Genomic DNA, 14358 nt, shown 5'->3' on the forward strand with positions numbered 1-14358 from the left:
CCACCGGGGCCTGAAGGCGCCCCCGGCCGGGTGTTCAGTCGGTGCGGCGGGTGAGGCGGTCGTGGCGTTGGCGGGCGGCCTGGGCCGAGCCCAGGCCCAGGCCGAAGGCGATGTCCTGCCAGGTCATGCCGCGCCCTTTGGCCATCTGGAGCAGGCCCGGTTCGAGGCGGTCGAACTCGGCGCGGGCCGGGGGGGAGCAAGGTGAGGGCGGCCAGCAGGTCCTCGTGGTCCACGCCGGGTTCGCCGGTGTCGGGTTCGGCGCTGCCGCCGGCCAGGTCGGCGGTGCGGCGCAGGGCGTCCACGGGTGCCATGGGCCGGGTGTGGGCCTCCCAGCGGATGCGGTCCTCGCCGGTGGCGTGGCGCCCGGTGAGGCGGGTCAGTGCGGGGTGGGCGCGCTGTTCGCGGGCCTTCTCGGGGTCGGGTGTGGTCATGCCCCGGCCTCACCGGAACAACCCAGGGTTGTCAACAATGAGTTTTCAACATGGTGTTCAAGTCAGTGGTGGGCGAGGAAGTCCGCGAAGGTCACCGTGCCCACCGCCCGGTCCGGCACCAGGTGCTCCCCCGCCCGGTAGGCCGCGAACACCCGCCCCGGCAGGCGCACCGGCACCGTGCGCCGCTCCAGGCGGCGCGAGCGCAGGTAGGCGCCCATGAGGTCGGCGAAGGACTCCACCGCCGGGCCGCCCATGTCGGCCACCCGCCCCTGCGGCTCCCCCCGGGCCAGCAGCACCAGCCGGGACGCCGCCTCCTGCACCGCGATCGGCTGCACGTCCACGTCCGGCACCGGCACCACCGGCAGACGGGCCGCCCGCGCGCACAGCGACGCCACCAGTTCGTGGAACTGGGTGGTGCGCAGTACCGTCCACCCCAGCCCCGAGGCGGCCAGCGCCCGCTCCACCGTGTACTTGGCGCGGTAGTAGCCCAGCGGAACGCGGTCCACGCCCACGATCGAGATGTACACCAGGTGCCCCACCCCGGCCTCGCGGGCCCGGCGGATCAGGTGGGCGGCCGCCCGCAGGTCCCCGCCCAGGGGGTCGGTGGCGCAGTGCACCACCGTGTCCACCCCCTCCAGGGCCTCGGCCAGGCCGGTGCCCTCGCGCAGGTCCACCGCGTGGGAGAGCGGATCGCCCGGGCGCGGGTGCCTGCTGAGCGAGCGCACCCCCCGGCCCGCCCGCCGCAACCCCTCCACCACCGGTCGTCCCAGGGTCCCGGTACCGCCGGTGACCAGGATCTCCGCCATCGTCCGCTCCCTTCGCACCGCCGCTGGCGACGCTAGCACCACGGCCCCCCGGTGCGCGGGCACCGCGCGGCACCGGGCCCCGAGCCGGGTCGTTAGGGTGCTGGTCAGCGCCGCCCGCCCCCGGGCCGGCGCCCGCGCACCGAGGAGGAGCATGTCCATCGCCCGGAGCCTGGCCGCCGCGATCGGCGCCGACCAGGTCGTCACCGACCCCGAGATCATGGAGGGCTACGCTCACGACGAGGCCGAGTGGGCGCCCTACGGCATCCCCGCCGCGGTGGTGCGCCCGCGCGGGACCGCCGACGTGGCCGCCGTGGTGGCCCTGTGCGCCGAGCACCGCGTTCCGGTGGTGGGACGCGGCGCCGGGACCGGGCTGTCGGGCGCGGCCAACGCCGTCGACGGCTGGGTCGTGGTCTCCTTCGAGCGCATGAACCGGGTGCTGGCCGTGGACCCGGTCCAGCAGAGCGCCGTCGTCCAGCCCGGTGTGGTCAACGACGACCTGCGCCGCCGGGTGGCCGACGACGGGCTGTGGTACCCGCCGGACCCGGCCTCGGCCCCCTGGTCGACGATCGGCGGCAATGTCGCCACCAACGCGGGCGGGTTGTGCTGTGTCAAGTACGGGGTGACCCGCGACTACGTGCTGGGCCTGGAGGCGGTGGTGGGCACCGGGCAGGTGGTACGGCTGGGCCGGTCCACCGCCAAGGGGGTGACCGGCTATGACCTGGCCGGGTTGATGGTGGGCTCGGAGGGCACGCTGGGCCTGGTCACGGAGGTGACCCTGCGGATGCGGCCGTTGCGCACCGGGGTGGAGCACACGGTGGTGGGCTACTTCGACTCCCTCACCGACGCCGGGCGCGCGGTGGCGGCGGTGGCCGCCTCGGGGGTGGTGCCCTCGGCGCTGGAGCTCATCGACCGGTTCTGCCTACAGGCCGTGGACGCGTGGAAGAACATGGGCCTGGCGGCCGAGGGCGAGGTGCTGCTGCTGGCGCGCAGCGACCAGCCCGGGGCGGCCGGGGAGCAGGAGGCCGACACCGTCCTGGGCTGCTTCCAAGCGGAAGGGGCGGCCTATGCGGTGCGCTCCACCGACGCCGGGGAGGCCGAGGCGCTGTTCGCGGCTCGGCGGCTGGCCTACCCGGCGCTGGAGCGGCTGGGGCCGCTGCTGACCGAGGACGTGTGCGTGCCCAAGGCGCAGGTGCCGCACATGCTGGCGCGGATCGAGGAGGCGGCCCGCCGGTTCGACACCCACATCGGCAACATCGCCCACGCCGGTGACGGCAACCTGCACCCCCTGTTCATCGTCCCGGCCGGGGACGAGGCGGCGAAGAAGCGGGCCAAGGAGGCGTTCGAGGTGATCGTGGACGAGGCGCTGGCGCTGGGCGGCACGGTGACCGGCGAGCACGGGGTGGGGTTGCTGAAGATGCGCGGGGCCGCCAAGGAGTTGGGGGCCGAGGTGGTGGGCATGCACCGTGCGGTGAAGAACGCCCTGGACCCGGCGGGGATCTTCAACCCCGGCAAGGTGTTCGCCTGACCCCGGGGGTGTGCGGGGACGGCGGCGCCTCCGCACACCCGGTGTGGTCGGACCACTGCTTTGCCCGACCTGGGCGGGGTCAGGGCCGGGGAGGGGCCGCGGGGACCGCTTCCGGGCGGTCGAAGGGGGCGGGACACGGGGCGTGAGTAACAACGGAACAGGATCGTGCGCTAAGCCCTCTTCCCACAGGTCAGAGAAGTGACACGTCCCAATGCCTGCGCCCCGGAGGGAATCGCCGCAGATAATCTGCGATTATCTGCGGTGGAGTCGGCACTGTCCTGGGCGAACGCTCCCGCGCGGAGGGGGCGACTCGCCCCGGTTATCTACGATAACCCCGGGGGGCGGCGATGAGTGCGATCCACCGGATCGACACCGGCACCGCGGTGCCCACCCTCGGTGCGGCGGCCGAGGCGTTCCTCGCCGAGGTCGCCAACCCCAACACCGCCCGCGCCTACCGCAGTGCGCTGGCCGCCCTCGCCGACCGGTTCGGCACCCATCGCCCGGTCTCGGTACTGGAGGGCGAGCAGATCCCGGACAGTGTGGCCGACTGGTTCACCGCGACCTGGGGCACGGCGGCACCTGCGACGTTCAACGCCCGCCTGGGCGCGCTGGCCTCGGCCGCGGCCTGGTGGCGTGACCAAGGGTGGCTGTCTGGTGACCCACTGGTGCGCATCCGCCGCCTGCCCCGCACCCCCGACCACACTCGGGCTCTGGACCGCGCCGAGGTCGAGCGCCCGCTCACCCGGGAAGGGGTCGCCCTGCGCGAGCGCACCCTGTGGCGGCTGCTGTACGAATCGGCGGCGCGCGCCGAGGAGGTGCTCGCCCTGGACGTCGAGGAACTGGACCTGCGCAACCGCCGGGTGAGGGTGCGACGTAAGGGCGGTGCGGCCGACGTCATCACCTGGCGTACCGCCACCGCGCGGCTACTGCCCCGGCTGCTGGTCGGCCGCTCCTCCGGCCCGGTGTTCACCACCGACCGGCGCGCCCGGGTCGAGGTACCTCCCAAGGACATCGACGCTGGCTCAGGGCGGGCCCGGCTGTCCTACCGGAGGGCCGCCGAGCTGTTCAGCACGGCCGCCGGCGGGGCGACGCTGCACCAGCTGCGGCACTCGGCGCTCACCCACGCGGCTGAGGAGGGTGCCAACACCTCCACCCTGCTCGCCTACTCCGGTCATACCTCGGTGGCTTCCCTGGCCCGCTACGCCCGGGTTTCACCTGAAGGGCTGGCCCGTTGGCAGGCAGGACGCGACCCGGCACGCAGGAGCTGAGCCACGCAGACCGTGTTTTCCGATCACCGGTTCCTAAATTCTTGTTTTTCGGATATTAATATACTTCTCATGTAGGGGAAATTCAAAGAATGTCAACCCTGGGGCCACATGTGGCCATGAGGTCAAGCTGCTCATGATATGCAGTTGGTTCTCCAGGTCCCGCTCACCTCGAAAAACAGGAAAGCGCTAACCTCACAACTCCGCATAGCGCGTGGATGCCAAGACCGCGAGAGCGATGCTTGCGCAACAAAGGGGGTTGATACGGAGTTCCCGGTTCGTTACTTTCGGTGCTTCCTGATGTCCATTAGGAAGATGATGGTTTGATGAGACCAGGTGCATTCAAGGTCTTCACCGTGCTCCTCGCATTAGTGTCAACCCTGCTGTACACATCCGTCCCCGCGTCTGCCGCGTCGACCAGCGACTCGTCCGTGGGAATGCTCCCGACCCCCAACCCAGAAATGGCAATGGGCCAGTTGGCAGGCACGAACGAGACCCTCGAACAGGCAGAGCAGATCGAGGGAGCCGAGGCCGAGTCCTACATCGAGCAGGCTCTCGGTGAAGCCGAGTCCACCGGTACACACGTGCGTGCCGAGGAAGGCGAGACCGTTGCCGTCACGGACGGACGCGTCTCCCGCCTGGAAGACGGCACGACCCTCGTGGTCTTCCCGTTGGTCGGCGGCGCTCTCACCAGCAGTGCCCTGACCGTTTCCTTCTCTGCGGACGGGGAGGCCTACGTCCACGAGATTCTTCTGCGCGAGATCAGCTCGACCTCCGGAAGCGTCGAGTTCTGGTCCGGCGGGGACAAGCTCGTCGACCAGGTGGTCGAGTCGGACATGCCCTCCACCCAGGGGTGGTCTGAGTTCATCAACTGCCTGAACAACTCTGGTGCGGCTGCCTGGGTGGTCACAGCGATCACCATCGCCTGCTCTGTCGCCTGTGCGGTCACCGCGGGAACCGCATGTATCGCATGTATCGCTGCTGCTGCGGGTACAACCGGCGGAGTGATCGGATACTGCATCAACGAAGGCTGGTAGAAGGAAAGGAGGTGATTGGTAGATGAAAGATCGCCTCCCTCATGCTGGTTTCGCCGCTCTGGTGTCCTTCAGTGTTCTCTTCGCTGCATACGCGCCCTTTCAGTGGTCGGGAATCGCTGGTTACGCGGCTGCCGCGGTGGCGCTGATAGCCTGGGCGTCCTACGCAGGAGGAAAGCACCAGGAGCACAGGGCGAAGAAGCGGATGACGAAGATGTAGAAACCCGTCTTCATCTCTTTTCGCAGCCAGGGCTCCGTCTCACTCCGAGTGAGGCGGAGCCCGCTGTGTTCGAATGGAAATCGAACCGTCCACCGAATCGTCCTTCAGAAACGATCCAGGCTGGATGTGCTGCCATCAGGCGAAGGCTTCACTTTTCAGTGTCGTCCTCGTCGACGTCGCTGTCGGGATCGCCCAGCGGACGCAGCCCTTCGGGCATCTCGGGCAGGGAGAAGGAGTAGCGGCCCAGCATGTTGATGTGCTTGCGGATGAACGGCGAGAGCCGCGCCACGTCTTCGTCGCGCACGTCGAACCCCTCGGTGCGGAGCTTGTTCAGGGCGGCGTTCATGTAGCGGGTGTTGAACAGCACGACGGCGTTGAGGACCAGGCCCAGCGCGCCGAGCTGGTCCTCCATCCCTTCGTGGTAGCGCTGGTAGAGGTGGCCGCGCTTGCCGTGGAAGATGAGGCGGGCCAGGGCGTGGCGGCCTTCCTGGAGGTTGGACTGGGCTTTGATGGTGCGCCGGTAGCCGGGTTCGTCGGCCAGGCGCAGGATGTGCAGGGTCTTGGGGATGCGGCCGAAGTGGGCGACGGCGTCCCCCAGTGGGGTGGGGCGGCCGTCCCGGGAGATCATGCGGATGATGTCGTGGGCGCGCACCGCGCCGGTGTGGATGGAGGCCACCACTCGGCAGATGTCGCCCCAGTTGCGTTCGATCTTGGCGATGTCGACCCGGCCGCGGGCCACCGCGTTGAACGGGCCGTAGTCGGCCCGGGTGTCGATGCGCCATAGCTTCTGGTCGGGCAGGTCGGCCAGCTGTGGGGCGTAGTTGAACCCGGTGAGGGTGAGCAGTCCGTAGACGATGTCGGAGTAGGAGGCGGTGTCGGTGACCACCGTCTCCGGGCGCTTGCCGCCGTCGCGGTCATAGAGCACGTCCAGCACGTGCAGCGAGTCGCGGGGGGTGCCGGCCACGACCTTTCCGCCCGGTCCGGAGGCCTGGTCGTTGAGCATGTTCAGCCAGGTCGCGCCCCGGCCGCGGCCGAAGTACTTGGGGTTGGGGCGGGCGTGCAGGGTCGTGGTGGGCACGACGAAGCGCCCCCCCGTCCACCGAGGCCACCAGCCCGCCACCCCACACCCGCGCGAGCTCGATGGCGGCCTGGGCGTCGATGAGGGTGGCGTTGACGGCCTTGTAGGTGGCCAGACGCAAGTAGGTCTGGTCGACGTGGGAGAGCCGGTCACGCCGCAGCGCCTTGTGGTTGGCGATCACCGGCGTCATGCCGACGTTGCAGCCGTGGGCCACCAGCAGGGCGGCGATCGAGATGTGCAGGTCCTTGAGCCGGGGCTCACCGCCGGTGATGGAGGTGAACGCCTCGTCGGCGCCGGTCCAGGTGAAGACCTCCAGCAGGACCTCGGGCAGGTCCACACGCGGCATCATCGCCTCCACCGCCCTGCGCAGCGCCACCAGGCTGGGTTCTTCGGGCAGCGGTTCCAGCGCGGCCAGGTGCAGGCGCTCGTCCGGGCCCATCCGCGCCTGGGTGCTGGCTGGCAGCCGTTCGGCGGTCTCGCAGTAGGCCGTATCGAGGCGCTCGGCCCAGGTGGTGAGGAACTCCCCGCCCTGCTCGGGCAGGCGCAGGCTGGCCAGCGCCGTGGCCTTGACCGCCCACGCCGCGCCCTTGAGCAGCTTCGCCCCTGGGTCACCCCACTTGGAAGAGTTGAGCGCATAGATCTCGCGGCGGCGCAGCAGCCGGTGGAACTGCTCCAGCACGCAGAAGACGTAGGTCTTCCAGTCCACCCGGTTGCCCTCCAGTTGGGTGGGCCGCGGCACCAGGCGCCGCCAGGAGCCCACCAGGACCTGGGTGTCGATCTCGTCGGCGGTGACGTACTTGCGGCCCATCAGCGCGGGTAGGCTCCGCAGCGCCTCCAGCACGGGGCGGGCCTCGTCGCTGGAGCCGAACTTGATCACCGAGCACAACTGGCCCAGGAACGGGCGGACCGTGGCGAACCGGTTGACCAGCGAGGCCCGCCACGCCTCGTCGGCGTCGGAGTCGGGGGCCGGCGCCAGTTCCGCGACGGCCGACAGTGCCGAGGCCAGGTCGCGGCGTGGCACGACCGCCTCGATGCGCTCCCAGACCTGTTCCACTGAGTCCAGTCCGGGGCGCACGATCTCGCCGGTTTCCGGGTCGACGTCATCGGAGGTGGCCTCGATCAGCGCCTGGACCGCTGCCGCGAGCTTGGTCGAGGCCCGCTCCATCCGCGGCAGCGTGCGGAGCTTCTCCTTCGCGTTCTCCCGCTCGGCCCGGGCCAGCAACCGGGTGGAGACGAGGAAGTCCAGCAGGTCCAGGGCGTCGTCGATCGATCGGGTGTTCAGGTGCACCATGGTGGCCAGCAGAGTCGCGAGCTTGCGCTCGTCGCCGTGGCGGGCCAGTAGGCCGGCCTTGCCGTCCATCCCGTAGCGCCACAGCTCGGCCATGCGCCGCGGCGGCACCGCGGAGACGTCGATCTCGCCCATGCCTAGCTCGGCGATCTCCTTGGCGCGTTCAAGCGCATGGGCCATCTGCGGGCCCGAGGCCTTGGCCAGTGGTCGGCGCAGCCGCTCCAGCTTGGAGAACCGGCTCCCCGCAGGTACCTCCAGCAAGTCCAGCAGCGCATCGCGCTGCTCGGCGTCCAGCAGCTCGTACAGGGTGTCCCACAGGTGCTTGGTCGCCTCGTCGCGCACCCGCGCCACCAGCCGGGCCAGCACGCTCACCCCCGGCATCAGCACAGGGCGCTTGCGCAGCTCGGCAACGGCGGCGTCGAACAGCGCTTTGGGGCCCTCTCCAGTGGTGTAGGCGCGGGCGAACAGCCACTTCTCCAGGTCGTCGGTGGCTTCGGAGAAGTCCTTCCACCCGTCGGCCTTCTCGATCTCTCCTGCGTGGGTGCGGGCCGTGCCGTCGCGCTGGCCGTAGAGCTTGATGCAGGAGGGGTCGGCGATCCTCAGCTGTTCGGCGACGTAGTCCGCGACCTCGGCCGGGACCTGCCGCGGGTCGGGCAGGAACCGGCGCAGGTAGCGCACGACGCCGATCTGGACACCGAACCCCAGCTTGTTGTGGTCACGCCGCTTGGACATGGCTCGTTGGCGGTCCACGTCGTCGAGGAAGAAGTACTTCCTCAGCTCATCGCGTGTGGGCGCGCCCTGGAACGACGCGAACGCCGCCGCCTGCTCATCAGACAAGAACTCGACCGGCACCCGGAACCTCCATCGGGTCTGTGGTTTGAAGACCCGCAAAGACTCCGGCAACGATCACGACCGGGCAAACCCGGACTCAGCAGGACGAACGCTTAGCGCACGATCCTGTTCCGTTGTTACTCACACCCCGACACCTCCCCCGGGGTGCCCGGCTCCGCACGCCCGGTGTCATCTGTACCGTCGTTCGGGACATCGACCACGCAGAGACGGTCGGCGGGGTGGCGGTGCGCGAGGAGGGGGAGGCCGCGGTGGTCGCAGGGGGCGTCGAGGGGGAGCTGCGGCCGGTGGACCTGGCCCGGGCGGTGGGGGTGTCGGCCCAGACGGTGCGCGACTGCGAGGCCTCGGGGGTGTTGCCGCCGGCGCGGCGGACGGGGTCGGGGCAGCGGCGGTTCACCTCCCGCCATTTGGCCGCGCTGGTGGCCTATCGGGCGTTGGCCCCGGGCATGGGGGTGATGGCGGCCGGGCAGGTGCTGCGGACCCTGCACGATCACGGGGCGGACGCGGCGCTGGAGCTGGTGGAGGCGGCTTTCGCGCGGGCGCACAGGGAACGGGGTGCGGTGCGCGAGGCGGCGCGGGCGCTGGCCGCGGTGGCCGATGCGACCGGGCGTGAGGTGCCCGCGGTGCTGGCCGGGGTGCGGGCGCGGCGGGGGGAGCGGCCGCTGCGGATCGGTGAGGTGGCGCGTCTGGTGGGGGTGCGGGCCTCGGCGCTGCGGGTGTGGGAGCGGGCCGGCCTGGTCTGTCCGGTGCGGGATCCGCGGACGGGGTACCGGGTGTTCGGGCCCGAGCAGGTGCGACAGGTGCGGGTGGTGTCGGAGCTGCGGCGCGGCGGGTACGGGCTGGGGCGGATCGCGCCGGTGATGGAGGAGCTGCGGGCCTCGGGCGGCGGGGAGGCGCTGGAGGGGGCGCTGCGCCGCCGGGAGGAGGACCTGGCGGCGCGGGCCCGCGCCTTGTCCGCGGGCGTGGCGCGCCTACAGGACTACCTGGACCTGTGGGAGGCCGCGGGGCCCTGACCGGGGCGGGCCGCCTCAGGCTTGGGCGTTCAGGCGTTCGATGCGGGCCGGCAGGGGTGACAGCCGGGCGTCGAGCGCGTCGGCGGGTGCGCGGTGACCCCGTCCAGGCCGACCTGCTCGGCGAGCCGCTTCACGATGAGGTTGATGCCGGCCCCGGACATGCGGCCGGTTCCGCGGCCGGCCGTGCCGGGGCTGCCCAGGGGGCGGCCGTGCCGGTCGATGGAGCGCGACAGCGGCCCCTGCCCGGCGTCGGCCTCGGCCAGGGCCCGGTGGTGGGCGATGGCGGTGCGCACCGGGCAGGTGAGCAGGTGGGTGCCGTAGGGCACGGCGACCGTCACCCCGGCGGCGTCGCGGTCGGTCTTGGAGGCGGCGACGAACACCTCCAGCCCCTCGGGGAGGGTGCGCAGGTCGCAGGTGTCCAGGGCGGCGGGCTCGGAGCGGCGGGCCATCATCGCGTACCCGAGCAGTAGCAGGGTGCGGTCGCGCAGGCCCCGCAGGTCCTCGCCCGCGGCCTGGAGCATCGGGCGCAGCTCCTCGACGGTCAGCGCGGGGGCGCGGCGCCGGCGCCCCCCTTCTTTGGTCCACTGGCGGGTGTAGGAGCGCAGCGCCATCCGGGCGGCCTTGGTGGTGAGGCCGTGGCCGTCGGCGTGGTGGCGCGAGGCGATGGCGCCCAGGGCGCGGTCGATGGTGGCCGGAGCCGCCCCTGCGGTGGCGAGGCGGTCGACGTAGGAGGCCAGCGTCTCGGCGGTGGCCGGCAACGGGGTGCGCCCGGCGTCGGCGCACCAGGAGGTGAAGGCCGTCCAGTCGCGGGCGTACCCGGTCCGGGTGGAGGGGGCCCAGCCGTCGGCGACGCGGGCCGCGGCCGAGGGGGTGGGCTCGGCGTCGGCCGGACGGAACAGCGCCCCCGGCGCCGGGGGAGGCGGCACCGTCGCGGGGAGGGCGGTGGGCGGGTCCTGGCCGTCGTCGAAGAGCACCCCCGGCTCGCGCTCGTCCGCCATGGCACCCTCCCCGCCGTGGAACCGCCCGGTCCCGTTCTGACTTTCGACAAGTGGGCCTTTCATGTGTGAGGGTTTGCACCAAGGTATGAAAAGGCCCCCGCGCAACCCAAGGTTGCGCGGGGGCCTTGCGGTCTCCGGCGGGTCAGGCCACCCCGAAGAAGATCCCACCGCTGGGGTTGTCCTCCGGCGAGGAGAAGAACTCCCGCACGGCACGGACCACTTCATGCCGGGACAGGACGGTGTCGCCGTCGGTGTCCAGCGCATGGAAGAGGTCGGCGGCGGCGAAGTCCGGGACCTTCAGGGCGCGGAGCAGGGCCTGGAACTCGTCGCGGCCGATCTGGTCGTCGCCGTCGGCGTCCAGGACGTCGAAGACGGCGTGCGCCAGGCCCTCCAGCATGTTGAACCGGCTCGTGTCCACCAGCAGCGCCTGCAGCGCCCGGGTGTACTCCTCGCGGGAGAGCCGCTGACCCTGGACCTGGGCGTGGCGCAGCAGCTCCATCCACCACATCTGGAAGGTCACCTTCAGGGCGGCGGCCCTGTGGCCTGCGCGGTCCGCCTTGGCGGCGTCCAGGTAGGCCGCCACCAGGCGCTCGTAGTCGGACCAGTCGACGTGGCCGTCGCTGTCGGTGTCGTGGGCGAAGAAGAAACGGTCGAACCTGCTGCTGTCGGTCGCGGTGGTCACGCGCGTCCTTCCACTTCTCGGGTGGGCGCGGCTCGCCCCCCTGCGGCCCCGCCATCCTCACGGACGCGGCGGCGTGGCCGGGGGAGAACAGGCCGCCCGGCCCCGGATCGGCCGGTGGGGCGCCCGGTAGGCGGGGGTTCGGGCCGTTTCCGCCCCGGCCCGGGGCGCTGATGCGGTCGGCCCCGAAGGGGGGCTCCGGTCGGGGCCTGAAACACAGAAAGTCCCGGACTCCGGGAGTTCCGGAGTCCGGGACTTGGTGGTGTGGCCGGCCAAGGGCGCTACCGGGAATTCCTTCCCGGATCCTCCAAGCCCCGGGCAACGCTCGGTTGCGCCGAGGTTTCCGTGATCGGGGCGTGACCTCGGGCGGGCGCGGGGGACACCCCTGTGCAGCGAACTGCACGCTGGATTGCCCCCGGCCGCGCGTTCGGGATCCGGGGCCGGGTCAGTGGCCGTGGTGGTAGCGCTCGAACGGGTTGAACCCCCGCGGGTCGGCGTCCTCATGGCCGCGCTCAGCCGGCTCGTGCTGGTAGGCCCGCCCCAGCTCGGCCTCGCTCATGTGCCGGGGCTGCCCCCCGCCAGGCGAGGTAGCGCGAGGACGTCTCCCCCGCGCGGACCCGCCGGTGGAACTCGGCGAACGTCGGCTCCGGCTCGCCGAGCCGGAGCCCGCGTTCGGCCCGCCGGTCGCCGGCCACCGCCGCCCCCTCCAGCTCCTGCACGGTGCGGGCCCGGCCGAGCTCGTCGACGTCGTAGGCGATCCGGCGCAGCACCGCGGCGATGCGCCCCAGGTAGAGCACGATGTTGTAGTGCTGCTGGGCGTCGGCGTCGGGGCGCAGGTCCACCACCGGCGGCAGGTTCTCCGTCTCGTGCTCTTGCACCCAGGCCGCGGCACAGCAGCAGCCACCGGGCCTCGTCCGCCAGGCGTTCCCCGACCAGGTCCCGGCCGTCGAGTTCCTCGTCGTCGCTGCCGTCGGGGTCCTCGGGGGCGGACCACCCGTGCAGGGGTGCCGTTAACGAACGTGGCACCAGCCGCAAACAAGATGGACCCGCCGTGATCGTCCTGCCCTACCGTAAGTCGGCTGTGTGATGGTCTTTCGGAACGCTCTTTGTGGAACGACTTGTGGACCTGCGGGCGGGGCGGTCCGCCTAGGAAGCGCCCGCCGGGCCCCGCACCGCCCGGGGTGTTCCACTTCCAAGGATGTGGAACGGACCCAGGTGAGATCGCTGCGGCCGAGTTCGCGGGCGGCGGGCAGGAACTCGGCGGGGACACCGGCTCTGATGCCACAGAGGTGGGGTACTGACCTCAGCCGAACAGGCTGACCGGGAGCGTCACCGCCGTTTGCGGCTGGTGGCACGTTCGTTAACGGCACCCCGACCAGGGCCGCCGCGAGGTCCGCGGTGGTGGGGGCGCCGGGGGCCGGACGGGCGGCGGCCAGGCGCAGCACGGTGCGGGCCCGGGGGGTGAACAGGGGAGGTGGGTGCCCAGGTCCCGGTCGCGGACGGGGCCGCGGAGGGCGTCGCGGGCGGTGGCCAGGCGGCGCACCGCCTGTTCCAGGGCGCGCCGGCACACGGCCGAGACGGGGATGCCGCTCTCGCGTACCGCGTCGGCGAGGTCTTCGGGAAGGTAGACGTTGACCTTCGGCACCGGAACTCCCTTTGATGGGGGTATGATGTGGCCCCTCTCTACCCCCACTGGGATCCGACCCAACCCCTTGCCGCCCGGTGGGGCCCTTCCTTCTCCGGCGGGCCGGCCTGTGGCAGATTGACGCCCATGGACGACGAACTCGACCCGGTGCTGGCCGCGGTGGGGCCGCGACTGCGCGAGCTGCGCCGCGACCGCGGCATCACCCTGACCGGCCTGTCCCAGACCACCGGGATCTCGGTGAGCACCCTGTCCCGCCTGGAGTCGGGGCGGCGCCGCCCCACCCTGGAGCTGCTGCTGCCACTGGCCCGGGTGCACGGGGTGCCGTTGGACGAGCTGGTGGGCGCCGACACCGCCGACCCCCGGGTGCGGCTGCGCCCCTTCACCCGCGACGGCATCGAGTACATGCCGCTCTCGCGGACCCCCGGCGGCATCCAGGCGTTCCGTATCACCATCCCCCCGCCCCACGGGCACGTCGAGGCCGAACAGCGCAGCCACGAGGGCCACGACTGGGTGTACGTGCTGGAGGGGCGGCTGCGCCTGCTGCTGGGGCCGCACGACATGGTCCTCAAGCAGGGGGAGGTCGCCGAGTTCGACACCCGCATCCCGCACGGGTTCTTCAACCCCGGTCCGGGCCCGGTCTCCTATCTGGGCCTGTTCGGGCCCCAGGGCGAGCGCGCCCACGTGCGGGTGCGCCCCACCGAGGGGCACGAGGAAGGTGAACGGGAACCATCGGGGCGGTGATGGGCGTCTCACCCCCCGAGAGTCGTTCGCCGGCAAGGGAGGATCCCGATGGACACCACCGTCGTGGAGGTCGTCGCCCTGGGGGTGGTGGTTCTCGCGGCCGTCGCCGTCATCGCCTCCCGGGTCGTGGGCTCCCTGCCCGAACGCAGGCACTGCGAGCGGCTGGCCGGGTGGGCGCGCGACAACGGCTGGAGCTATGACCGCGAACGCCCCGAGCTGGTCGACCGGTTCGAGGGGCACCCCTTCGTGGAGCGCCGCTCCAACGCCCGCACCCGCCACGTGCTGTGCGCCGGGCTGCGCGGGTACCGGGTGATGGCTTATGAGTACTCCTACACCGCCTCCCGCCACGACGGCCGCGACACCGCCACCACCGGGCACGCGCACACCGTCGTGGCGGTGTCCCTGCCCGGTCCGGCCCCGGTGCTGGAGGTGCGCGCCCGGGGCGCCGGCCACCTCCGGTCGGAGATCGCGGGGGTGTGCGACGTGCGGGTGGGGGACGCCGCCTTCGACGGGGCGTTCTCCGTCGCCGCGGCCGATGAGGACTTCGCCCGCACCGTCCTGGACGAGCGGGTGCGCGCCCACCTGTCGGGGGCCGACGGGGCGCCGGTGCCGTTCCGTTTCTCCGGGACCCACCTGCTGACCTGGCAGGACGGGGCGCTCGACCCCGACCGGGCGGCCGAGCGCGCCCGGGCCCTGCTGGATCTGCTGGAGCGGGTGCCCCGGGCGGCCTGGGGGGACCGCCGCGACACCGTCGGTTGAGGCACGGTCCTGTTCGGGGCCGCCCCG

Annotated in this window: 12 protein-coding genes and 2 pseudogenes; 6 read left to right on the plus strand and 8 right to left on the minus strand. The window is 72.0% G+C overall.

What is annotated here, in order from left to right:
- Nucleotides 1-34: 34 nt before the first annotated feature.
- Nucleotides 35-431: pseudogene (locus QJS33_RS14395) on the minus strand (DNA-binding protein).
- A 62-nt stretch (nt 432-493) separates the two neighbouring features.
- A complete protein-coding gene (locus tag QJS33_RS14400) occupies nt 494-1237 on the minus strand; it encodes an SDR family oxidoreductase (RefSeq protein WP_306368468.1) in 744 nt (247 codons plus the stop codon).
- Between the two features lie 151 nt (nt 1238-1388).
- Between QJS33_RS14400 and QJS33_RS14405 the strand changes: the two genes are divergently transcribed.
- The 3 genes from QJS33_RS14405 to QJS33_RS14415 all read left to right on the plus strand — a co-directional run bounded on the left by QJS33_RS14405 (nt 1389) and on the right by QJS33_RS14415 (nt 5064).
- Complete coding sequence (locus tag QJS33_RS14405) at nt 1389-2762, plus strand: FAD-binding oxidoreductase (protein WP_306368469.1); 1374 nt, start codon at nt 1389-1391, stop codon at nt 2760-2762.
- 347 nt (nt 2763-3109) lie between these two features.
- Entirely contained in the window at nt 3110-4030 is a 921-nt protein-coding gene (locus QJS33_RS14410; protein ID WP_306368470.1) for a site-specific integrase, read from the plus strand.
- A 464-nt stretch (nt 4031-4494) separates the two neighbouring features.
- Complete coding sequence (locus tag QJS33_RS14415; protein WP_306368471.1) at nt 4495-5064, plus strand: hypothetical protein; 570 nt, start codon at nt 4495-4497, stop codon at nt 5062-5064.
- 365 nt (nt 5065-5429) lie between these two features.
- Here the strand turns inward: QJS33_RS14415 and QJS33_RS14420 are convergent, their stop codons facing one another.
- Both QJS33_RS14420 and QJS33_RS14425 read right to left on the minus strand, forming a co-directional pair.
- Nucleotides 5430-6512, minus strand: a complete 1083-nt coding sequence (locus QJS33_RS14420; protein WP_306368472.1) for a Tn3 family transposase — start codon at nt 6510-6512, stop codon at nt 5430-5432.
- Nucleotides 6424-8499: pseudogene (locus tag QJS33_RS14425) on the minus strand (DUF4158 domain-containing protein); the annotation flags it as partial. The gene QJS33_RS14420 and the pseudogene QJS33_RS14425, both read right to left, overlap by 89 nt.
- A gap of 218 nt (nt 8500-8717) precedes the next feature.
- Between QJS33_RS14425 and QJS33_RS14430 the strand changes: the two are divergent.
- Complete coding sequence (locus QJS33_RS14430; protein ID WP_306368473.1) at nt 8718-9509, plus strand: MerR family transcriptional regulator; 792 nt, start codon at nt 8718-8720, stop codon at nt 9507-9509.
- A gap of 29 nt (nt 9510-9538) precedes the next feature.
- Here QJS33_RS14430 and QJS33_RS14435 read toward each other — a convergent pair whose 3' ends face one another.
- From QJS33_RS14435 to QJS33_RS14450, 4 genes are all read right to left on the minus strand, one after another.
- Complete coding sequence (locus tag QJS33_RS14435) at nt 9539-10507, minus strand: integrase (protein WP_306368474.1); 969 nt, start codon at nt 10505-10507, stop codon at nt 9539-9541.
- 142 nt (nt 10508-10649) lie between these two features.
- Complete coding sequence (locus QJS33_RS14440) at nt 10650-11189, minus strand: EF-hand domain-containing protein (RefSeq protein ID WP_306368475.1); 540 nt, start codon at nt 11187-11189, stop codon at nt 10650-10652.
- A gap of 509 nt (nt 11190-11698) precedes the next feature.
- Complete coding sequence (locus tag QJS33_RS14445; RefSeq protein ID WP_306368476.1) at nt 11699-12064, minus strand: hypothetical protein; 366 nt, start codon at nt 12062-12064, stop codon at nt 11699-11701.
- Nucleotides 12065-12546: 482 nt separating this feature from the next.
- Nucleotides 12547-12831, minus strand: a complete 285-nt coding sequence (locus tag QJS33_RS14450) for a type II toxin-antitoxin system CcdA family antitoxin (protein ID WP_306368477.1) — start codon at nt 12829-12831, stop codon at nt 12547-12549.
- Between the two features lie 126 nt (nt 12832-12957).
- Here QJS33_RS14450 and QJS33_RS14455 point away from each other — a divergent pair, with 126 nt between their 5' ends.
- Together QJS33_RS14455 and QJS33_RS14460 are read left to right on the plus strand one after the other, a co-directional pair.
- Nucleotides 12958-13572: a helix-turn-helix domain-containing protein gene (locus QJS33_RS14455; RefSeq protein WP_306368478.1), complete on the plus strand. Its 615-nt coding sequence runs from the start codon at nt 12958-12960 to the stop codon at nt 13570-13572.
- Nucleotides 13573-13620: 48 nt separating this feature from the next.
- On the plus strand, nt 13621-14331 hold the full coding sequence (locus QJS33_RS14460) for a hypothetical protein (RefSeq protein WP_306368479.1): 711 nt from the start codon (nt 13621-13623) through the stop codon (nt 14329-14331).
- The last annotated feature ends 27 nt before the right edge of the window (nt 14332-14358 follow it).

This window comes from Nocardiopsis sp. CC223A (assembly GCF_030766825.1).
GTDB lineage: Bacteria > Actinomycetota > Actinomycetes > Streptosporangiales > Streptosporangiaceae > Nocardiopsis.